This window comes from Ramlibacter rhizophilus, from assembly GCF_004681965.1.
GTDB lineage: Bacteria > Pseudomonadota > Gammaproteobacteria > Burkholderiales > Burkholderiaceae_C > Ramlibacter > Ramlibacter rhizophilus.
The window spans coordinates 434,331-453,199 of the sequence record NZ_SMLL01000004.1; the positions used below are offsets into that span (position 1 = coordinate 434,331).

The window sequence follows — 18,869 nt, forward strand, 5'->3', positions numbered from 1 at the left end:
CGCATGCCACGCCTGACGCTCGCCGAATGCCGCCGCTTCATGGACGCGGCCTTTCACAAGGCCCGCGACATGGGCGTTCCCGTGTCGGTGGCCATCGTCGGCCCCGAGGGCCACCTCATCGCGCTGGAGCGCATGGACGACGCCGGCTTCATCACGCCCGACACCGCCCGCGCCAAGGCCTACACCATGGCCGCCTTCCGCTCCATGAGCCCGCGCTTTTCGGACGGGCTGGTGATCCAGCAGTGGTTCAAGGAACGCAACCCGCAGATGCTGGCCAATGCGTCGGTGTTCACCAACGGCCAGATCGTGGCCTCGGGCGGCTGCGCGCCCGTCTTCGTGGGCGACGAGATGGTCGGCTGCTACGGCATCAGCGGCGCCACCTCGGGGCAGGACGAGGAGATCGGCGAGTACGCCCGCGCCCAGGTGGGCTGGGCGCATGCGGCGGCCACCGACGTGCTGCCGCAGGACGCCAAGGACCACATCAACGCGATCTACGCGCAGGTGGGGCTGGACCGGAGGGTTTGACGCGTTTGCGGTGGCCTCGCGCCGCTCAGGCACCGAAGCCGTACAGCTCCGCGCCCGTTTCCACGCAGCGGGCGGGCCCCTCGGCCCAGGCCAGCAGGCAGCAGCCCCACTCGCTGGAGAGCGTCACTTCGCGGTCGGGCTCGATCAGAACGAAGGCCGGGCCGCTGACGGCCTCGCCGTCCACCCGCAGGTCGCCGGCCATGACGAACAGGTCCGTGATGTCGCTGTGGTGCACCCGCAGGCCCGGCGCGCGCGGCCAGAGCGTGAGCGACACCATCCGGCGGTCGTCACCCGTGCCGGCGTAATCGAAGAGGTTGCGGCGCGAGACGCCGCCGAAGCGCGTGGGGATGGGCAGCGCGGCGGCCAGGTCCACCATGATGTCCGGCGGCATCTCCGGCGAGGCTGCCTGCAGCGGCGCGGCCGAGGCGTGCGGGTGAATCGCCAGCCCGCCGTCGGGAATGACCACCGGCCCCTCCAGGCGCGACACCAGCAGGCAGCCCGGGTAGCTCACCGCGTCGTGCGTGGCGCCGGCCAGGTTGATACCCACCTGCCCTTCGCGGGCCGTCAGCTGGTGGTCGGTGAGCGAGCCGGACAGGATGTAGCTGGTGGCCGTTCCCAGGTGCTGGTGCACGCCCGAGCGCGACAGCGGATCGAAGGCGATCAAGCCCAGGTAACGGCCGGCCTCGTCGTCGCGCCGCACGCACTTCTCGCGCGCGGTGCCGCGCGGCATGTCCCGCCAGGGCAGGGCTTCGAGCGAATAGGTGGACACGCCGGGAGCGGGTCGCTTTGCGACGGACGCGGTCAGGACACTGGCTGAGTTCATGCGAGACCTCTGGCTGGGGTTGAACAGTCGGCGGGCCGGGTCCGGGTTTTCCCCGCGCTCCCTGGCGGTAACCGTCGTTACTATACCGTCGATCGTCACGATCGTGACCAACGGGATGAAAGCCATGCGCCGCTCGGTTCACAGTGCTCCAACCCCCGCCGGCGTGGCCGACCGGCTCGTACAGGCTGCGCAGGTGCGGGCATGAAGGCGCCCGGCACGGCCTGGGAGGAGAAGCTCGCCGTCGCGAGCCTGGCCGCGCTGGTGGCCATCACCCTGCTCAACGTGGTGACCCGCTACCTGACCGACGAATCCTTCGCCTGGACCGAGGAGATTTCCGTTTTCCTCATGGTCGTTCTCGCGCTCGCCGGCGGCAGTGTCGTGGCGCGGGGCGACCGGCACATCCGCATCGAGCTGATGCTGCGCCGGCGCGAGCGCCTGCGCCTGTTCGGCGCGCTGGCCACCAGCCTGACCTTCGCCGTGCTCGCCGGCCTGTTCGCCCGCTGGGTGGCGGACCAGGTGCGGTACTCGGAAACCTCCATGGGCCTCGGCGTGCCGCTGTGGTGGTACGGAGTCTTCGTGCCGCCGCTGTCGCTGTTGCTGTCGGCGCGCGCGTTCATGGTGTTCTGGCGTGGCTGGACGCGCCGCTCACCGGCCGCGCCGGAGCAGGACGGATGATCGCGGCCCTGCTGCTGCTCGGCTTCGCGGGGCTGCTGCTGGCGGGCGTTCCCATCGTCGCGAGCCTTGCGCTCAGCGCCATGGTCGCCATCGCCGCCGCCAATACCGAAGCGCAGCTCTTCGGGCTCATGGCCGCGCCGCAGAACTTCTACTCGGCCATCGCCAAGTACCCGCTGCTCGCGCTGCCGATGTTCGTGCTGGTCGGCTCCATCTTCGACCGCTCCGGCGTGGCCCAGCGGATGGTGACTTTCGCCATGGCCTGCCTGGGCCGTGGCCCGGGCATGCTGCCCACGGTCGCGATCGTGGTGGCCATGGTGCTGGGGGGCATCAGCGGCTCCGGCCCCGCCAACGCGGCGGCCGTGGGCGGCGTCATGATCGCGGCCATGGCCCGGGCCGGCTACCCGGCACCGTTCTCGGCGACGGTGGTGGGGGCGGCGGCCGCCACGGACATCCTCATTCCACCCAGCATCGCCCTGGTGGTGTACAGCGTCATGGTGCCCGGCGCCTCCGTGCCGGCGCTGTTTGCGGCCGGCATGCTGCCCGGGCTGCTGGCCGGCCTGGCGCTGGTGGTGCCGGCCATCCTCCTGTCGCGGCGGCACCGCTTCGGTACGGCCGAGTCGCACGCCCGGCCTCCGTTCTGGCCATCGCTGCGGGACGCGTCCTGGGGCCTGGCGGCGCCGGTGCTGATCCTGGGCGGCATGCGGCTGGGATGGTTCACGCCCACCGAGGCCGCGGCGGTCGCCGTGGCCTACGGCCTCTTCGTCGGCATGGTGGTCCACCGCAGCATCACCGTGCGGGACCTGTGGCCGGTGTTCCGCGACGCCGCGGAGATATCGGCGGTGATCATGGTCATCCTCGGCGCAGCGGGGCTCTTCAGCTACGCCATCAACACGCTCGGCATCGCCGATCCGTTCGCCCGCTGGGTGCAGGGGGCGGGGCTGGGCAGCCTGGGCACGCTGGCGGCCATCATGGTGGTCCTGCTGCTGGTGGGAACGGTCATCGATGGGGTCGCGATCTTCATGATCTTCGTGCCGCTGCTCTACCCCCTGGCGCTGGCCTTCCAGTGGGACCTGGTCTGGCTCGGGGTGCTGCTCACGCTGGTGGTGGCGCAGGGCCAGTTCTCGCCGCCGTTCGCGGTCAACCTCATGGTCAGTTGCCGCATGGCCGGGGTCAGCATCGAGAGCACGGTGCCCTGGGTGCTGTGGTTCCTGGTGAGTTTCCTGCTGGTGATCGTGATCGTGTTCTTCCAGCCGCAGGTCGCGCTTTGGCTGCCGCGCGTCCTCGGCTTTTGACGTCCCGGAGCAGCCGAAGGAGTTCCCCATGATCAAGCGTCGTTCCCTCATCCGCCTTGCGGGCCCGCTTGCCGCGGCGGTCGCGCTGCCGCGCTACGCCTTCGCGCAGGGGGCCTACAAGTCCGAATACAAGATGAGCACCGTGGTGCCACCGGCGTTCGCGTGGGGCAAGGGTGGAGAGATCTTCGCGAACCTGGTGCGCGAGCGCACCGGCGGGCGGATCAACATCAAGCAGTACCCGGGCGCCTCGCTCGTGCAGGGGGACCAGACGCGTGAGCTGACCGCGGCGCGGCAGGGCGTGATCGACGTGCTGTGCGGCGCGCCCATCAACTGGAGCGGCACCGCGCGCGAGCTGGCCGTGTTCACGCTGCCCTTCCTCATGCCGGACCACAAGGCCTGGGACGCGGTGATGAACAACAGCGCCCTGATGAACGAGTACTTCGACATGGTGCGCAAGGCCGGGGCCGAACCACTGGCGGTGGGCGAGACCGGCTACCGGCAGATCAGCAACAGCAAGCGGCCGATCACAAGGCCCGAAGACATGAAGGGCCTGAAGGTGCGGGTGGTCGGCAGCCCCATGTACGGCGACATCATGAGCGCCATGGGCGCCAACCCCACCTTCATGAGCTGGGCCGACGCGCAGCCGGCGCTCGCCTCCGGTGCCGTGGACGCCCAGGAGAATCCCCTGGAGGTGTTCCTGGCCGCCAAGATTCACACCCTGGGGCAGAAGTACGTCACCAAGTGGAACTACAGCAACGACATCCTGCTGTTCGCCGTGCCGAACCAGATCTGGACCAGCTGGACCCCGGCGGACCAGAAGATCGTGCGCGAGGCCGCGCAGGACGCGGCCCGCCAGCAGGTGCAGCTGGTGCGCAAGCTGTTCGACGAGGATGCGCAGCGCGTCGCCGCCCTCGGCGTGGAGGTGCATGTGCCCACGCCAGGGGAAATGAAGACCTGGCAGACCGAAACGCGCCGTCCTTATGCGCGATGGAAGGCGCAGTTCCAGCCCACCTTCGTGAGCAAGATCGAAGAGGTGGTGGCGTCCACCCGCAAGGCCTGAACGACACTCCCGCACCATGGAAGACCAGCTACCCGTCGACTCGTCCCTTTTCTTCAAGCTCGTGCGGGTGGTGAACCTCACGGCCCGCCCCTTCCACGAGAGCGTCGGCAAGCAGCACGACCTGAGCCTGAACGAGTGGCGCACCATGGTGGTCCTGGCCTCCCACCCCGGCGTCACCGCGACGGACGTGGCCGAGTGCACCGGGCTGGACAAGATGTCGGTGAGCCGCGCCGTCGCCGCGCTGGAAAAGCACGGCCGCCTCCAGCGCGAGACCGACCCGCGGGACCAGCGGCGCAACCTGCTCAAGCTCAATGCGCAGGGCATGCGCCTGTTCCGGCGCATCGGCGCCACGGCCAAGCAGCGCGAGGCGCAGTTGTTCGCGGGCGTGTCCGCGCGGGAGCTGGACATGCTCGGCGCCACGCTGGACAAGCTGCTGGCCGGGCTGGGATCGGCCGCGCCGAAGGCCTGAAGGACGTCCGCGCCTGCGTTCCTCAGGCCGCAGGCGCCACGCTCGCTTCCACCTGCCCGCTGCGCGCGAGGCTCTCGGCCACGAAGCCGCTGCGCTTGGCCGCCTCGACCCAGCGCGTGAGCCAGGCCAGGGCCTGCGGTGCGCGCGCCAGGGCGTCGCGCGGCACGCACACCGCCTGCTCGATGCCCATGAAGTCCTCGGCCATGACGCGCAGGTGCCGGCGCTCGGCGGCGTACTGCTGGACCACGCGGCGCACGCCGGCGGCCGCGTCCACGCGGCCGGACTCCAGCAGGGCGAAGGCCTCGGGGGCGGTGTCGCAGCGCACGAGCTGCGCGTGGCGCAGGGTGCGCGTGAGGTGCAGGTCGTAGGCGGCGTTGCGGCCGACGCCGACGCGGTGGCCCGGCGCATCGACCTCGGCGGGGGTCTGCAGTGGTGAATCGGTGCGCACCATGTAGCAGGCCGAGATCAGCACGTAGGGCGACGTGAAGGCCAGGCGTTCGGCGCGCACGGGGTCGATGGCCAGGAAGGCCACGTCCCACTGGCCCATGCCTTCGGACACCTTGCCCGCGGCCTCGTAGCCCACGTACTCGCAGGGCACGCCCAGCTCGCGGGCCAGGGCCCCGGCCAGGTCCACGGACACGCCGCTCACCTCGCCGGCGGCGCCGCGCTGGGCCAGCGCGGCGTTGCCGAAGTTGATGGCGGCGCGCAGGCGCCCCTGCGGCGCGAGGACGGAGAGGGCCTGCTCGCGGCCGGCCTGGTCGTCCAGGCTGAATGAGCTTGCTGCCATGGCCCTCAATCCAGCTTGACCTTGGCCGCGCGCACCACGTCCTGCCACTTGGCGCTTTCCTGCCGCATGAACTTCGCCAGGTCGTCCGGCGTGCCACCGGCCAGCTCCGCACCGGAGGCGGCGAACTTCTCGCGCACCTCGGGACGCTTGAGCGTGGCGTTGACGGCGGCGTTGAGCGTGCGCACCACGTCCGGCGGCGTGTTGGCCGGTGCCACCAGGGCGAACCAGGCGGTGGACTCGAAGCCCTTGATGGTCTCCGAGATGGCCGGGATGTCCTTCATGGCCGGCACGCGCTCGGCGCTGGCCACGCCCAGGGCGCGCATCTTGTCGCCCTTGACGAAGGGCAGGGTGGAGGGCGAGTTGTCGAACATGACCTGCACCTGGCCGCCCATGAGGTCGGTAGCGGCGGGAGCGCTGCCCCGGTAGGGCACGTGGACCATGTCGATGCCGGCCTGCGACTTCAGCAGCTCCATGGTGAGGTGGCTGGTGGTGCCGTTGCCCTGCGAGCCGTAGGAGAGCTTGCCGGGATTGGCCTTGGCGAAGGTGATGAGGTCGGCGACCGACTTGAAGGGCTGCTGCGGACCGGTCACCAGCATGATGGGCACCATGCCCAGGAGCGCGACCGGGGAGAAGTCGCGCATCGGGTCGTAGTTCTGCTTGGTGTAGAGGTGGTGGTTGATGGCCAGGGGACCGGCCGTCGAGACGAAGAGGGTGTAGCCGTCCGGCTTGGCCCGCACGACGCTCTCCGCACCCACGTTGCCACCGGCGCCGGCGCGGTTCTCCACCACCACGCTCTGCTTGAGTTCGCGCGCCATGCCCTCGGCCACGCCCCGGGCGATGATGTCCGTGGTGCCGCCGGGCGGGAAGGGCACGACCAGGGTCACCGGCTTGTCGGGAAAGGCCTGGGCCGAGGCGCCGAGGCTGGCGAGCCCGAGGGCGACGCCGGCAGCGGCGGCGACGACGTGGCGGCGCAGCAGGAAAGTTCGGGCGGTCATGGTTGCCTCCAGTGGTTGAAGTGGGTCAGGTGTCGAAGCCGTACAGGCGCGCCGGGTTGTCCACCAGCACGCGGTGGCGCGTCGCCTCGTCGGGGATCCACAGCGGCAGCAGGTCCACCAGGTCCGCGTCGTTGGGCATGGGGCCGCGGTAGATGGGGTGGGGCCAGTTGGTGCCCCAGATGATGCGGTCGGGCCGCGCGGCGACCACCGCGTGGATCATGGGCAGCATGTCCTCGTGCGGGTAGGGCTGCGAGGAGGAGCGGTACAGGCTCGCGAGCTTGACCCAGGTGCGGCCGGTCTCCAGCAGCGACATCAGCGCCGCGAAGCCAGGCGCGCCCGTGCCTTCCTCGCCGCGCACGTAGCCCAGGTGGTCGAGCACGATGTCGTTGGGCAGCGCGCGCAGGCGCGGCGCGAGCTGGACCAGTTCCGCCGAGCGGTGCAGGTGCATGAGCATGTGCCAGCCCAGGCGCCGGGTCTCCTGGGAGAGTGCCTCCAGGTGCTCGAAGCTGGCGCCGCCGCGCACCACGCTGGAGATGCGCAGGCCGCGCATGCCGCCTTCGTGCAGTGCGTCGAGCGCGGCGTCGCCCAGGCCCGGGCGGATCACCGCCACGCCGCGTGCGCGCGGGCCGAGTTCGCGCAGGGCCGCGAGCGTCACGGCGTTGTCGGTGCCGTGCGCGCCGCCATGCACGATCACGCAGCGCTCGATGCCCAGCGTGTCCAGCAGCGCGCGGTAGTCGTCCACCGTGCAGTCCTCGGGCGTGTAGCTGCGCTCGGGCGAGAAAGGAAAGCGCTCGCGCGGGCCGAAGACATGCGCGTGGCAATCCACGGTGCCGGCGGGCAGTTTCAGGCGCGGTGCGCGCAGTGCCCGGTCGGGGCCGGCGCAGGCCGGGGCGGCGGGCGTGGGCGCGGTGAGGCTGTCGTCCATCAGTGTTCTTGTCCGGTCGCTTTGGCGGGCGAACCGACAAGCATCGCGGGCCGCAGCCCTGGCGTCAAACGGCTGAGCGGGCGAGTGCGGATACCGAACCGCGCCCGTGCCGGCGCCCGCTGTGCTTCAGGCCTGCACGGTCGCGAACACCTCGCGAGCCTGGGTGAGCACGGCGTCGATGAACTCCGGGTCGTTGATGTGCGCCGCCACGGGGACGAGCCGGTGCGTATCGCTGGGCAGGAAGTGCGCCTCGATGGATTCGAACAGAGCCGCGTCCGCAGAAGGGTCATGGAAGGGCTGGCCGGGCGCGTCGAGGGCCGAGAGGCCGTGCAGCGGCAGCAGCAGGCGCACCGGCCCGGCCGAGCGGTTGAGGCGCTGGGCGATCTCGCGCCCGGCCGCGCGCAGTTCGGCGGCGGTGGTCCGCATGAGCGTGATGTTGGCGTTGTGGGCGTGGAAGAGGCGGCCGCGGAAACGCTCCGGAATGGTCGGTGGCGCGAACCAGTTCACCATGTCCAGGGCGCCCACGGAGCCGACCCAGGGCAGGCCCTGTTCCGCCGCGGCCATGAGCCGGCCAGGGCCGGCGTCGCAGATGCCGCCCACGAGGTGCTGGCCCACTTCGGTGGTGGTGATGTCGAGGATGCCGTCGAGCATGCCCGAGGCCGCGAGCGCTTCCATGGCGCGCCCGCCGGAGCCGTTGGCATGGAACACCTGCACGTCGAAGCCGGCCGAGAGCCCCGCGCGGACGCCCTGCACGCAGGCGGTGGTGACGCCGAACATGGTGCAGCCCAGCGCGGGCCGGGCGTCGTCCCCGCCGCCGGCCGGTGGCGGCGCGAGCACCATCCCGGCCATGGCATGGGCGGCGTTGCCCAGGACCCGGCGCGACAGGCGGTTCAGGCCGGCGATGTCGGTGACGGGAAACATGAGCGTCATGTCGGACACGCCGACGAAGGCGCTCACGTCGCCGGCGGCCATGGTGGACACCAGCAGCTTGGGCACGCCGATGGGCAGCAGGCGCATCGCCGGCGCCACCAGCGCGGTGCCGCCCGAGCCGCCGGCCGCGATCATGCCGGCGATGTCGCCCTTGGCCAGCGCCGCGCGCACGAGGTGGCACAGCGCCTCGCTCATGGCGCTCACCGCCACGCCGCGGTCCGTGGCGCCGGAGACGGCGGCGGGCCCGTGCGGGTGATGGCCGGCGACCGCTTCGGCGCGCAGGTCCACCTCCGCGAAACGACTGCGCGTGCCCACGTCCACCGTCGTGACCGCCACGCCGCGCGCCCGCAGCAGACCGGCCAGGTAGGCCAACTCCTCGGCCTTGGTGTCCCAGGTGCCGACGACCCAGACCGGCGACACTAGCGCCCCGCGGCCTGCGCCTCGTCGACGCAGGCGAAGAAGGTGCGGAAGGTGGCCGCCACGCGCTCCACGGCGGCGGCTTCCTCCTCGGGCGGCACCTCGAAGGTGGCCCACCACTCCCCGAAGCAGCGGTTGCCCTCGGTCACCGGCAGCAGGTGCATCTCGGCCACGTAGTTCCGCCAGGGCGCATCGATGTGCAGGATGCGGTAGCGGCAGCGGTGCTCGTCATCCGACAGCGCCAGCAACTGTTCGCGCAGGTAGCCTCCGTCCTCGCGCACCTCGAAGCGGCGCACGCAGCCGACCTGGTCGGCCGGCTTGCCGTCCTCGATGAAGGAGTTGCAAAAGAACGGGTGGTAGTTGCCCAGCGCCCCGAAGTCCCGCAGGAAGGCCCAGGCCTCCTGCAGGCTCGCGTTCATCACGGCGCTCACGTACACGCGTGCCATCGTCTTCTCCTTGTCCTTCGCTGCTTCAATGTTTCAGGCTCTTGTAGCGCTTCACGTGCGCCGTGAGCGCCACCTCCGTGGGCAGCCGCTCCATGCTGCTGGCGCCGTAGAAGCCGTTGCAGTGCTCGCTGTGCGCCAGCACGTAGGCCACGTCCTCGGGCGTGGCGATGCTGCCGCCGTGCGCGATCACGATCACGTCCTTGCGCACCCGGCGCGCGGCCTCGGCCCATTCGTCGATCAGGCGCACGGACTCGGCCAGGTCCGGCGCGCTGGTGGCGCCGATGGTGCCGCCGACGGTCACGCCCATGTGCGGCACGATGAAGTCGGCACCGGCCTCGGTCATGGCCACGGCCTCGTCGGCCGAGAACACGTAGGGGGTGGTGAGCAGGTCCAGTTCATGCGCCTGGCGGATCATGTCCACCTCGGTGGCAAAGCAGATGCCGGTCTCCTCCAGGCTTTGCCGGAAGCGGCCGTCGATGATCCCGACGGTCGGGAAGTTCTGCACTCCGGAAAACCCCAGTTCCTTGAGCCGGCGCAGGAAGACCGGCATGACGATGAACGGGTCGGTGCCGTTCACACCCGCGATCACGGGCGTGTTCCGGGCCACCGGCAGGATCTCCCCGGCCATCTCCAGCACGATCTCGTTGGCATTGCCGTAGGCCAGCAGGCCGGCGGAGGACGCCCGGCCGGCCATGCGGTAGCGCCCCGAGTTGTAGACCACGATGAGGTCGATTCCGGCCGCCTCCTCGCACTTGGCGGAGATGCCCGTGCCGGCACCACCGCCGATGATGGGCACGCGGCGCCGGACCATGTCCTGGAATTTCTCCATCAGGGGCCGACGTTCAAAAAATGGCATGGCTTCATTGCTCCTTATGATGTCCGGCGCCATGGCAACAGCGCCTCTGGATCTTTCCGTCGAAACCCACGTGGTGAGTCCCTCGACCCGCAGCACGGTCGTGCGCGCGGAGCACTGCGAGGCACTCGCCGCGCGCCACATCGCGCACGTGGCCGTGGTGGATGCGGCCGCGCCCTACGCGGTGGTGCGCACGCACCTGTCGGGCGCGTTCTTCCAGGTCTGCCTGGCCGGCGAGGGCAAGACCCTGCTGGACGGCGCCTGGTACCCGCACACGCCGGGCATGGCCAGCTTCTCGCCCGCGCACGTGTTGCATGCCTTCCACTGCGCGCCGCGCAAGCGCTGGCGCGTGGCCTGGGTGCGCTTCATGCCGAGCTCCCCGCGCTCCGTGCACGGCGCCATGGCGCCCAGCATGATGGCCTTCGACGGCGAGGTGCTCGCGCACGCCATCCTGGGCCTGGCCGCCGAGACGGCCGGCGCCGACGACCCGGGCAACTGCGCGGTGTGGGTGGACGTGATCGAGCGCTACACCACGCTGCTGCTCGAGCCGCTGCAGCGCCAGCCGCGCCTGGTGGCGCTGTGGAACCTGGTGGAGGCCGACCTGGCGCGCGCCTGGAGCCTGGCGGAGATGGCACGCCTGGCCAACACCAGCGAGGAGCACCTGCGGCGGCTCTGCCAGCAGAGCCTGGGCCGCAGCCCGGGGCGCCAGCTGGCCACCATGCGCATGGCCCGCGCGGCCCACCTGCTGGCGACGACCACGCTGAAGATCGAGGCCGTCGCGCAGGCGGTGGGCTACGTGAACCCCTTCGCCTTCTCCAACACGTTCAAGCGCCTGACGGGGTTCCGTCCGTCCGACTACCGCAGCCGGCCCGCCAGCGCGAAGGTGCAGTCCGAGCTTCACTGAAAGTCGTTCTCCGGCTCGGCGCTCAGCTGCTCTTCTTGACCAGCGGGCAGGTGCTCTGTTCCAGCGGCATGAAGGCCTGCGCCGCGGGGATGGTCTTCACGAGCTTGAGGTAGTCCCAGGGGTGCTTGGACTCCGACGGCTTCTTGACCTCCCACAGGTACATGTCGTGGACCATGCGGCCGTCGGCGCGGATGGTGCCGTTCTGGGTGAACATGTCCTTGATGGGCATGCTGCGCATCTTGGCCGATACCGCGTCCGCGTCGTCGCTGCCGGCGGCCTGCACGGCCTTGAGGTAGTGCAGCGTGGAGGAGTAGTCGCCCGCGTGCGCCATGTTGGGCATGTAGCCCACGCGCTCCTGGAAGCGGCGCGCGAACTTGCGCGACTCCTCGTTCATGTCCCAGTACCAGGCGTTGGTCAGCTGCAGGCCCTGCGCCACCGGCAGGCCCAGGGAGTGCACGTCGTTGATCCACAGCAGCAACGCCGCCAGCTTCTGGTTCTTCGTGAGCCCGAACTCGTGCGCCGCCTTGATGGCGTTGATGGTGTCCTGCCCGGTGGAGGCGAGGCCGACGATCTTGGCCTTGGACGACTGCGCCTGCAGCATGTAGGAGGCGAAGTCGCTGGTGCCCAGTGGGTGGCGGGCGGCGCCCAGCACCTTGCCGTTGGCCTTCTTCACCACCTCGGAGACCTGCTGCTCCAGGCCATGGCCGAAGGCGAAATCGACCGTGAGGAAGAACCAGCTGTCGCCGCCGTTCTCCACCACGGCACGGCCGGTGCCGTTGGCCAGCGAATAGGCGTCGTAGGCGTAGTGGACCGTATAGGGCGAGCACTGCGCATTCGTGATTCCCACGTTGGAGGCGTTGTTGACGATGGCGTGGCGCTTCTTCTCCTTGGCGATGCCGGCCACGGCCAGCGCCACGCCGGAGTTGGCCAGGTCGTTGATCATGTCCACGCCGCCCACGTCGTACCATTCGCGGGCCTTGGCCGCGCCGATGTCGGCCTTGTTCTGGTGGTCGGCGGAAACCACGTCGATGGGCTTGCCGAACATGGTGCCCCCGAAGTCCTCCACGGCCATCTTCACCGCCTCGATGGCGCCCTTGCCCGAGATGTCGGCATAGACGCCCGAGATGTCGGTCAGCACGCCGATGCGCAGCACGTCGTTGGACAGCCGGCCCGTGGCCTGAGGGGTGTTCTGCGCGACGGCCGAACCCATGCCGAGTGCGACGGCGAAGGACGCCGCGCCAATGCGTTGCAGGTAGTTGCTCATAGTCTCCTCGTTGGTGGCGCCCCGGCGGTGGTGCCCAAGGCTGCGGCCATGCTAGGACGCGAGACCAGGCGCGCCCATGACGGGAAACCACGACGATCTACTCGAAATCCACATGGCGCCCCTGTCGCGTCGCACCTCAGCCGGCGCCGCGGATGCGATCGACCAGCGCGAGCGGGTCCTGGGGCAGGGCATCGCCGCGCCAGGCCACGTGCTGGTCGGGCCGCGACAGCACCAGGGCGCGGTCGTACAGCGCCGCCGCCTCGGGGCCATCGACGTCGAGCACCGCCATCGGCACGCCACGCCGGGCGGCGGCCTCGAGCAGGGGCGCCACGTCCAGCCCGGGGTCGCGGCGCAGCAGCGTGAACTCCGGGCCCATGGCGTCGTAGAGCGAGCGGCCGTCGGCCAGCCACAGGTGCGGCGTGCGGCAGCCCGGGACGGTAGAGGGCGTGAAGTGGTCCATGCTGTAGGCGGGCGCGGCTTCGCCGTCGTAGGCGATGAGGGGCGAGCCCTCGTAGAAGTAGCCGAAGTTCAGGCCCGCGCAGCAGTACTGCTTCACGTTCAGGTCATAGAGCGCCTTTCCGGCGCGCGCCCGCGCAGCCTCGCCTTCGGGGCCCGGCTCCTCGATGCCGGGCGGCACGCCCTCGCGCTCCTTCTGCAGGGCCAGGGCGTGGTTCATCGCGAAGCGCGAGACCTGCTCGGTGATGGGCAGGCGCTCCTGTTCGTAGGCCGCCAGCGCGGCTTTCGTGGCCCAGCCGTTCAGGTGCCCGGCCAGCAACCAGGACAGGTCCATGGCGTCGGCGATGCCCGCGTTCATGCCGTAGCCGGCCATGGGGATCCACAGGTGCGCGGCGTCGCCGCAGATGAAGACGCGCCGGTCGCGGAAGCGGTCGGCCACGAGCCGGCGGCCGACCCAGTCCTCCTTGCTGATGATCTCGTAGCGGAAGTCCGGGCCCACGCCGAGGATGGTGCGGATGGCCCAGTCGCGGTCGATGGATTCGAAGTCGGTCTCGCCCGCGCGCAGGTAGTTGTGCAGCAGGAAGGTCTCGCGTCCGTCGATCGCATACACATTGCCGCTGCGGCGCGGGTTGAGCGAGAAGGTGGCCCAGGCCGGCGCAACCCGCAGGCGCGAGAGCAGGTCCGGCGCCCGGAAGTAGGTGGACTGCACGCGCCCCACCACCTCGTCGCCGTGCAGCTTCGCACCGATGGCCTTGCGGACGCCGGAGCGGCCGCCGTCGCAGCCGATGAGAAACGCGCAGCGCAGCGCCAGGGGGGCGCCGGTCTCCAGGTCGGTCCCGGTGGCGCTCACGCCGGCCTCGTCCTGTTCGAACGCGTCGATGCGCGTGCGGCTCAGGATGCGCACGCGGGGCTGGGCTTCGGCATGCGCGAAGAGGACGGGTTCCAGGTAGATCTGGTTGATGCGGTGCGGCGGCTCCGGCGTGGGCCACCAGCCGTCCGGGCCGCTCTTGTCGGTGTAGCGGTCGCGGCGCGCGGGAATGTGGATGCGGGAAAGCTCCTCGCCGGTGAAGGTGGTGCGGTAGGCGACATCGTTCGCGTGGTCGGCGGGCAGGCCCGCATCGCGCAGCGCGCCCGCCACGCCCAGGCGGCGGAAGATCTCCATGGTGCGCGCGGAGACGTGGTTGCACTTGACGCTCGGCGGCTCGCCGCGCTCGCGCGTTTCGGCCACGACCACGTCGATGCCGCGCCAGGCCAGGTCCATGGCCAGGGTGAGGCCGACCGGTCCGGCGCCGACGATGAGGACCTGTGTGTGAAGGGGGGAGGAGGGCATGTTGTCTCGGGGTCCAGGAAGTTCGCGCACCACGCATTAGAGGCCGTCAGGCGCCGATGGGACAATGAATTCTCCATGGCAATTCATAAGAAACCTTTATCTGCCCTGCCTTCGGTGCGACAGCTGCGGGCCTTCACCGCCGTGTACGAGACGGGCAGCGTCTCCGCCGCGGCCGAGCAACTGGCCCTGACGCAGCCGGCGGTGACGGTGCTGCTGCGTGAGCTGGAAGACCGGCTGGGGCTGAAGCTGTTCGACCGCAGCACGCGGGCGCTGCGCCGCACCGACGCCGCTGCCGAGGCCGTGGTCCATGCGCAGCGTGCCCTCGGGGAGCTCGAATCCATGGCCACCCGCATGGGCGAACTCGCGCAGGGCGGACGCGGCCGGGTGCGCGTCGCGGCCACGGCCACCGTGGCGCAGACAGTTCTGCCTGCCGCACTGCGCGCGTTCCTGCAGCGGCATCCGCAGGTGAAGGTGCAGGTGGAGGAGGTTGCGCCCGACGCCTTCGTGGAGGCCCTGCTGGCCGAGCGCGTGGACTTCGGCGTGGGCACGCTGGAGGCGGCCGCGCCCGGGCTGGAGGAAGCCGTGTTCCTGCGCGACCCGCTGGTGGCCGCGGCGCAGCCCGCCATCGGCCTTCCCGTGGGCGGCTCGCTCGGCTGGCGGCGCCTCGCGCGCTTTCCGCTCATCGCCGTGAAGCCGGGCTATGGCGTGCGCCGCCGCATCGACGAGGCCGCCGCCGCGGCCGGCGTGAGCCTGCCCATCGAGCACGAGGTGTCGCTGCTCACCACGGCTCTCGCGATGGCGCAGGCCGGGCTGGGCGCGGCCCTGGTGCCGGCCTCGCTCGCGCGGCACCAGGCAGGCGCGGGGCTGGTCACGTGCCGGCTGGTGCGCCCCGCAGTGGAGCGGCCCATGGCCATCGTCACGCGGCGCGGGCGCTCCCTGTCGCCGGCGGCGCAGGCGCTGGCGGATACGGTGGCAGCGGGAGCCTAGGAAGTAGCGGGACAGGACACTAGCTGCGCTTGATCCCCGCCCGCCGCAGCATCGCCTCGAAGATCACGCGGTGCACCTCGCCCTTGCCGGCCACGCGCGAGGCCGGCACGCGCTCCAGGATCTCGCGGGCGATCGGACGGTTGGGACCCTGGCCGGCGTCGGACGCGAGCTGGATCTCGCAGGCACGCTGCATCACCCACAGGCGGTTGAAGGCGGTGGGGATGTCGGGCCCGACGGCCAGCAGGCCGTGGTTGCGCAGGACCAGGTGGTTCTTCGTGCCGAGCGAGGCCACCAGCCGCGGTTGCTCGTCCTCGCTGGTGGTGACGCCCTCGTAGTCGTGATAGGCCACGTCGCCATACAGCATGGCGCTGTAGAAGTTGTCGTGGCGCAGGCCCTCTTCCTTGCACGCGACCGCGCATCCCGCCGTGGAGTGGATGTGCATGATGCAGTGCGCGTCCTCGCGCGCGCCGTGGATGGCGCTGTGGATCACGAAGCCGGCGCGGTTGACGGGCGCCGCCGAGCCGTCGGTGACCTCGCCGTCGATGGCGATGCGCACCAGGTTGTCGGGCGTGGTTTCGGCGTAGTGCAGGCCGAAGCGGTTGATCAGGTACTCGGGGCGGGCGGTGTCGGCGGGCGGCACGCGCACGGTGATGTGGTTGAAGATCAGCTCGGTCCAGCCGAGCCAGTCGAAGAGGCGATAGCAGGCCGCCAGGTCGGCCCGCAGCTGCGATTCGCTCTGCATGTCAGGACGGCTCGGTTTCGGCCAGGCCGGCGATGTCCTCGCAGAAGACCAAATCCTCGCTGCCGTCGGCAAAGCGGGCGTTCAGCCAGATGCCGTCGCCGATGTTCTGGATCACCTCGGCCGTGGTGCCGTTCTTCAGCCGGACGACCTGTCCGGGCTCGATCGCAAGCAGGTTGAGCATCGCCTTCTCCTTCTAGAAAAAGATCGTGAGGTTCTTGGCCAGCAGCACGTTCTGGTGGATGCGGATCTCGCGCTGCGCGAGCTTCCAGCCTCCGGCCGTGCGGCGGATGCGGTCGAATCGGTCGCCGACGAAGAAGTACTCCTCGTACTCGCAGCGGTTCTGGTAGATCAGGAACCGGCTGGTCACATCGACTTCCAGCTCGCCTGCGGCGTTGGTCTCCATGGCCTTGAGCTGCACGTTGCTCACCATGCGGCACACGCGCGACAGCGGCTCCTCGGCCCAGTGCACGCCGGTGAGGATCTGCTCGACGCGCTTGCCCAGGGACCACTTGCCTTCGTTGAACCAGCTCATGTGCTGGTCGCGGCGCGTGAGCTCGCGGGCGGCGTGCTCGCCGTACTTCACGTTGTATTCCATGGGCATGAAGTAGCGCAGGTCCTCGGCGAGGGTCTGCAGCCACTCCTGGAAGCGGCGCTCGTCCAGCAGGTTGGCTTCGTCGTAGAGGAATTCCTCGATCTCGCACTTGACCTCGTAGTAGTGCGCGTCGCGCGCCAGGCGCGGCGCGGCGGCCTGGGGGGTCTCGATGGTGTCTTGCATCTCGTGTTCTCCTGGGGACTCGGCTTCTCAGGGCTTGGGCGGCACGGGGCCGCCCTGGTGCGCGAAGCAGCCCACGTCGATCACGGTGCCCGAGATCGTGGCCGCCTCGTCGGACAGCAGGAAGGCGACCGCGTGGGCGAGGTCGCGCCCGGTGGCGGGGCGGCCGGCGGCGGTGCCCGGCGCGGGCTTGCGCGTGAAGGCGCCCACGTCGCCGCCGAAGCGGCCCACGCTCATGCCCGAGACGATGCCCCCGCCGCCCGGGATGGCCACGTTGACGCGCACGCGGTCGTGGAAGTGGTCGTAGGCCATGGCCATGCTCAGGGCCACGATGGCGCCCTTGCTGGCCGCGTAGGCCGCCATGTTGGGCTTGCCGTAGCCGGCGCCCGAGCCGATGTTGACGATGGCGCCGCCGCCGGCGCGGATCATGTGCGGCAGCACGGCGCGGCTCATGAGGTACGTGCCCTTGACGTTCACGTCCAGGATCTTCTCGAACACCGGCTCCTCGGTCGTGAGCACGGTGCCCAGGGGACCGATGGCGGCGTTGTTCACCAGGCCATGGACGGCGCCGTAGCGGGCGGTGGCGTGGTCCACCACGCGCTGCACGTCGGCGGCGCTGGAGACGTCGGCCTCCAGGATGTCGGCGCGCAGGCCGGCCTGCTCCAGTTCCTCGCGGACGCCCTCCAGGCCCTCGGCCGTGCTGGAGACCTGCGGCTGCGCGAGGCCGAAGGCCACCACCTGGTGGCCGCGCCGCGCGAGTTCGACGGTGATGGACTGGCCGAGCCCGAAGGTTCCGCCGGTGACGATGACGACGGCCATGCGCTTACTCGGCGAAGCTCGCCGGCTCCTTGTCCTTGCGGCCCAGGAGCGTGTCCCAGTCGGCGCCGTTCATGTAGTCGCGCCAGCGGCGATAGAACTGGCGCGGGTTTTCCTCGCTCACCTGCAGGCTCACGTGGCCGGGTACCGGCGCGTCGGTGGCCACCTTGCCCAGCGACTGCTGGTAGTTGAAGGGGTAGCGCCGCGCGATCACCCCGCGGCTGCCGGCGGTGGCGTAGTTCCAGTTCTCCATGTCGTCCTGCTCGGTCATGCCGGCCGGACCGGAGTAGCGCATGTAGTAGATGCGCAGGAAGTCCTTGACCTCCTGCGGTGCGTCCGCGTCCACGAGGAAGAAGCGCCAGGCCTCCGTGGACTCGGGCCCGTGCGGGTGCCACACGCACAGGTTGCGCGGCTGGTTGCCGTGGAAGGACACGTTGGGGAAGATGGTGCCCACGAAGGGAATGAGCCGGTGGCGCTCGGCGCCCAGGCGCTCCTTGCGCTTGGCGTGGGCCTCGCGGAAGTACTCGGCCACCACCGGGTTGCCCTGGTAGGTGTTCAGGAACTCCCAGTCGGGCGGCATGATGGCGCTGTGCACGCCGTGGCCCGCCGGGAAGTTGGCCCAGACGTGCTGCGCCTTGTCCATCTCGTTGTCGCGGCGCCCCTTGACGCCCGCCTCGGCGCTGGGGCCGATGCCGATCAGGTCCACCGAGCGATGGCTCACGTTGTGATAGGTGTCGCCCAGGAAGTTCTCGGCGGCGAACTTCCAGTTGCACGGGATGATCCACTTGTGCACGCCGACCAGCACCTCGGAGCCGCCCTCGCGCCCGTCGCGGCAGTCCAGGGCCAGGTCCAGGTGGAGCCTGGCGTCGCCCAGGTAGGTGAGCAGGTCCGGCGCGTCCTTGTCCCAGCTGGCCCACACCGTGCCCTTGTACACCTCCACCTTGGGGGGCTCGATCAGCGACCACTCCTCCTTGTCCATGCAGCCTTCATAGAGCTGCTTGAACTGCGGCACGCCGAAGAGCTTGCCGTCGGTGGTGTAGCTCCAGCTGTGGTACGGGCAGGTGAACAGCTGGGTGTTGCCATGGTCGTACTGGCAGACCTTCATGCCGCGGTGGCGGCAGGAATTCAGGAACACGTGCACCTTGCGCTTCTTGTCGCGCGCGAGGATCACCGACTCGGCGCCCATGCGCGAGGTGAAGAAGTCGCCCGGGTTGGGCACCTGGCTCTCGTGGCCGACGAAGAGCCAGGCCCGGGTGAAGACCTGCTCCAGCTCCTCCTGGAAGATGTCCTTGTCGGAAAAGATCTCGCGGCTGATCTTGCCTTCGCGCAGCTTGACCAGGGCGTTGTAGCGTGATTCGTGGGTGATCGGGATCATGCGTGTCTCGCTGGGGTTGGTGGGGT

General features: G+C 70.2%; 21 protein-coding genes. 7 read left to right on the forward strand and 14 right to left on the reverse strand.

Translation table 11 applies throughout. From position 1 onward, the window contains the following. The first annotated feature begins 3 nt into the window (after nucleotides 1–3). Nucleotides 4–525, forward strand: a complete 522-nt coding sequence (locus tag EZ242_RS11950) for a GlcG/HbpS family heme-binding protein (protein WP_135285383.1) — start codon at nucleotides 4–6, stop codon at nucleotides 523–525. A gap of 25 nt (nucleotides 526–550) precedes the next feature. On the opposite strand, the gene EZ242_RS11955 is transcribed toward EZ242_RS11950, so the two are convergent. Beyond that, a complete protein-coding gene (locus EZ242_RS11955) occupies nucleotides 551–1,294 on the reverse strand; it encodes a cupin domain-containing protein (RefSeq protein ID WP_167784735.1) in 744 nt (247 codons plus the stop codon). 255 nt (nucleotides 1,295–1,549) lie between these two features. Here EZ242_RS11955 and EZ242_RS11960 point away from each other — a divergent pair, with 255 nt between their 5' ends. The 4 genes from EZ242_RS11960 to EZ242_RS11975 are packed head-to-tail and all read left to right on the forward strand — an operon-like array spanning nucleotide 1,550 to nucleotide 4,844. Next, nucleotides 1,550–2,023: a TRAP transporter small permease gene (locus EZ242_RS11960; protein WP_135285385.1), complete on the forward strand. Its 474-nt coding sequence runs from the start codon at nucleotides 1,550–1,552 to the stop codon at nucleotides 2,021–2,023. Beyond that, nucleotides 2,020–3,315: a TRAP transporter large permease gene (locus EZ242_RS11965; RefSeq protein ID WP_135285386.1), complete on the forward strand. Its 1,296-nt coding sequence runs from the start codon at nucleotides 2,020–2,022 to the stop codon at nucleotides 3,313–3,315. The genes EZ242_RS11960 and EZ242_RS11965 overlap by 4 nt, the downstream gene beginning before the upstream one ends. A gap of 31 nt (nucleotides 3,316–3,346) precedes the next feature. Continuing rightward, nucleotides 3,347–4,375 (forward strand): TRAP transporter substrate-binding protein DctP, encoded by a 1,029-nt coding sequence (dctP, locus tag EZ242_RS11970; RefSeq protein WP_205960646.1) that lies wholly within the window; start codon nucleotides 3,347–3,349, stop codon nucleotides 4,373–4,375. A 16-nt stretch (nucleotides 4,376–4,391) separates the two neighbouring features. Then, nucleotides 4,392–4,844: a MarR family winged helix-turn-helix transcriptional regulator gene (locus tag EZ242_RS11975; RefSeq protein ID WP_135285388.1), complete on the forward strand. Its 453-nt coding sequence runs from the start codon at nucleotides 4,392–4,394 to the stop codon at nucleotides 4,842–4,844. 22 nt (nucleotides 4,845–4,866) lie between these two features. Here the strand turns inward: EZ242_RS11975 and EZ242_RS11980 are convergent, their stop codons facing one another. The 6 genes from EZ242_RS11980 to EZ242_RS12005 form a co-directional block, all read right to left on the reverse strand. After that, nucleotides 4,867–5,631 carry a transporter substrate-binding domain-containing protein gene (locus EZ242_RS11980; RefSeq protein WP_135285389.1) on the reverse strand — a complete coding sequence of 255 codons (765 nt, stop codon included), beginning with the start codon at nucleotides 5,629–5,631 and terminating at the stop codon, nucleotides 4,867–4,869. Between the two features lie 5 nt (nucleotides 5,632–5,636). Continuing rightward, nucleotides 5,637–6,626: a Bug family tripartite tricarboxylate transporter substrate binding protein gene (locus EZ242_RS11985; RefSeq protein ID WP_135285390.1), complete on the reverse strand. Its 990-nt coding sequence runs from the start codon at nucleotides 6,624–6,626 to the stop codon at nucleotides 5,637–5,639. Nucleotides 6,627–6,651: 25 nt separating this feature from the next. Beyond that, complete coding sequence (locus EZ242_RS11990) at nucleotides 6,652–7,551, reverse strand: amidohydrolase family protein (protein ID WP_135285391.1); 900 nt, start codon at nucleotides 7,549–7,551, stop codon at nucleotides 6,652–6,654. A gap of 126 nt (nucleotides 7,552–7,677) precedes the next feature. Beyond that, nucleotides 7,678–8,901 carry a Tm-1-like ATP-binding domain-containing protein gene (locus tag EZ242_RS11995; RefSeq protein ID WP_135285392.1) on the reverse strand — a complete coding sequence of 408 codons (1,224 nt, stop codon included), beginning with the start codon at nucleotides 8,899–8,901 and terminating at the stop codon, nucleotides 7,678–7,680. Continuing rightward, complete coding sequence (locus EZ242_RS12000; RefSeq protein WP_135285393.1) at nucleotides 8,901–9,344, reverse strand: SRPBCC family protein; 444 nt, start codon at nucleotides 9,342–9,344, stop codon at nucleotides 8,901–8,903. Before EZ242_RS12000 ends, EZ242_RS11995 begins: the two co-directional genes overlap by 1 nt. Before the next feature lie 25 nt (nucleotides 9,345–9,369). Continuing rightward, nucleotides 9,370–10,200, reverse strand: coding sequence for a phosphoenolpyruvate hydrolase family protein (locus tag EZ242_RS12005; protein ID WP_135285394.1), 831 nt, complete (start codon nucleotides 10,198–10,200; stop codon nucleotides 9,370–9,372). Nucleotides 10,201–10,231: 31 nt separating this feature from the next. Between EZ242_RS12005 and EZ242_RS12010 the strand changes: the two genes are divergently transcribed. Further along, on the forward strand, nucleotides 10,232–11,101 hold the full coding sequence (locus tag EZ242_RS12010) for a helix-turn-helix transcriptional regulator (protein WP_135285395.1): 870 nt from the start codon (nucleotides 10,232–10,234) through the stop codon (nucleotides 11,099–11,101). A 22-nt stretch (nucleotides 11,102–11,123) separates the two neighbouring features. Here EZ242_RS12010 and EZ242_RS12015 read toward each other — a convergent pair whose 3' ends face one another. Together EZ242_RS12015 and EZ242_RS12020 are read right to left on the reverse strand one after the other, a co-directional pair. Further along, nucleotides 11,124–12,365 carry an ABC transporter substrate-binding protein gene (locus EZ242_RS12015; protein WP_135285396.1) on the reverse strand — a complete coding sequence of 414 codons (1,242 nt, stop codon included), beginning with the start codon at nucleotides 12,363–12,365 and terminating at the stop codon, nucleotides 11,124–11,126. Nucleotides 12,366–12,501: 136 nt separating this feature from the next. Then, nucleotides 12,502–14,151 carry an FAD-dependent oxidoreductase gene (locus tag EZ242_RS12020; RefSeq protein ID WP_135285397.1) on the reverse strand — a complete coding sequence of 550 codons (1,650 nt, stop codon included), beginning with the start codon at nucleotides 14,149–14,151 and terminating at the stop codon, nucleotides 12,502–12,504. Nucleotides 14,152–14,265: 114 nt separating this feature from the next. On the opposite strand from EZ242_RS12020, the gene EZ242_RS12025 reads away from it, so the two are divergent. Next, the gene (locus EZ242_RS12025; protein ID WP_240787061.1) at nucleotides 14,266–15,138 is read left to right on the forward strand and encodes a LysR family transcriptional regulator; all 873 of its coding nucleotides are present in this window, start codon (nucleotides 14,266–14,268) and stop codon (nucleotides 15,136–15,138) included. A gap of 19 nt (nucleotides 15,139–15,157) precedes the next feature. On the opposite strand, the gene EZ242_RS12030 is transcribed toward EZ242_RS12025, so the two are convergent. From EZ242_RS12030 to EZ242_RS12050, 5 genes are read right to left on the reverse strand one after another with little or no spacing between them, the layout of a single operon-like run. Further along, nucleotides 15,158–15,880, reverse strand: coding sequence for a class II aldolase/adducin family protein (locus EZ242_RS12030; RefSeq protein ID WP_135285399.1), 723 nt, complete (start codon nucleotides 15,878–15,880; stop codon nucleotides 15,158–15,160). A gap of 1 nt (nucleotide 15,881) precedes the next feature. Then, nucleotides 15,882–16,061, reverse strand: coding sequence for a hypothetical protein (locus EZ242_RS12035; RefSeq protein WP_135285400.1), 180 nt, complete (start codon nucleotides 16,059–16,061; stop codon nucleotides 15,882–15,884). A gap of 12 nt (nucleotides 16,062–16,073) precedes the next feature. Further along, nucleotides 16,074–16,655 (reverse strand): 3-phenylpropionate/cinnamic acid dioxygenase subunit beta, encoded by a 582-nt coding sequence (locus tag EZ242_RS12040; RefSeq protein ID WP_135285401.1) that lies wholly within the window; start codon nucleotides 16,653–16,655, stop codon nucleotides 16,074–16,076. A 27-nt stretch (nucleotides 16,656–16,682) separates the two neighbouring features. Next, nucleotides 16,683–17,471: an SDR family NAD(P)-dependent oxidoreductase gene (locus EZ242_RS12045; protein WP_135285402.1), complete on the reverse strand. Its 789-nt coding sequence runs from the start codon at nucleotides 17,469–17,471 to the stop codon at nucleotides 16,683–16,685. A gap of 4 nt (nucleotides 17,472–17,475) precedes the next feature. After that, entirely contained in the window at nucleotides 17,476–18,843 is a 1,368-nt protein-coding gene (locus EZ242_RS12050; RefSeq protein WP_135285403.1) for an aromatic ring-hydroxylating oxygenase subunit alpha, read from the reverse strand. Between the last annotated feature and the right edge of the window lie 26 nt (nucleotides 18,844–18,869).

Bases quoted from the DNA above. Each gene is read 5' to 3' on its own strand.
- EZ242_RS11985 (WP_135285390.1), bottom strand. From the start codon at position 6,626: ATGACCGCCCGAACTTTCCTGCTGCGCCGCCACGTCGTCGCCGCCGCT.
- EZ242_RS11975 (WP_135285388.1), top strand. From the start codon at position 4,392: ATGGAAGACCAGCTACCCGTCGACTCGTCCCTTTTCTTCAAGCTCGTG.
- EZ242_RS12045 (WP_135285402.1), bottom strand. From the start codon at position 17,471: ATGGCCGTCGTCATCGTCACCGGCGGAACCTTCGGGCTCGGCCAGTCC.
- EZ242_RS12035 (WP_135285400.1), bottom strand. From the start codon at position 16,061: ATGCTCAACCTGCTTGCGATCGAGCCCGGACAGGTCGTCCGGCTGAAG.
- EZ242_RS11960 (WP_135285385.1), top strand. From the start codon at position 1,550: ATGAAGGCGCCCGGCACGGCCTGGGAGGAGAAGCTCGCCGTCGCGAGC.
- EZ242_RS11980 (WP_135285389.1), bottom strand. From the start codon at position 5,631: ATGGCAGCAAGCTCATTCAGCCTGGACGACCAGGCCGGCCGCGAGCAG.
- EZ242_RS11965 (WP_135285386.1), top strand. From the start codon at position 2,020: ATGATCGCGGCCCTGCTGCTGCTCGGCTTCGCGGGGCTGCTGCTGGCG.
- EZ242_RS12030 (WP_135285399.1), bottom strand. From the start codon at position 15,880: ATGCAGAGCGAATCGCAGCTGCGGGCCGACCTGGCGGCCTGCTATCGC.
- EZ242_RS12015 (WP_135285396.1), bottom strand. From the start codon at position 12,365: ATGAGCAACTACCTGCAACGCATTGGCGCGGCGTCCTTCGCCGTCGCA.
- EZ242_RS11990 (WP_135285391.1), bottom strand. From the start codon at position 7,551: ATGGACGACAGCCTCACCGCGCCCACGCCCGCCGCCCCGGCCTGCGCC.
- EZ242_RS11950 (WP_135285383.1), top strand. From the start codon at position 4: ATGCCACGCCTGACGCTCGCCGAATGCCGCCGCTTCATGGACGCGGCC.
- EZ242_RS12020 (WP_135285397.1), bottom strand. From the start codon at position 14,151: ATGCCCTCCTCCCCCCTTCACACACAGGTCCTCATCGTCGGCGCCGGA.
- EZ242_RS12040 (WP_135285401.1), bottom strand. From the start codon at position 16,655: ATGCAAGACACCATCGAGACCCCCCAGGCCGCCGCGCCGCGCCTGGCG.
- EZ242_RS12050 (WP_135285403.1), bottom strand. From the start codon at position 18,843: ATGATCCCGATCACCCACGAATCACGCTACAACGCCCTGGTCAAGCTG.
- EZ242_RS12000 (WP_135285393.1), bottom strand. From the start codon at position 9,344: ATGGCACGCGTGTACGTGAGCGCCGTGATGAACGCGAGCCTGCAGGAG.
- EZ242_RS12010 (WP_135285395.1), top strand. From the start codon at position 10,232: ATGGCAACAGCGCCTCTGGATCTTTCCGTCGAAACCCACGTGGTGAGT.
- EZ242_RS12005 (WP_135285394.1), bottom strand. From the start codon at position 10,200: ATGCCATTTTTTGAACGTCGGCCCCTGATGGAGAAATTCCAGGACATG.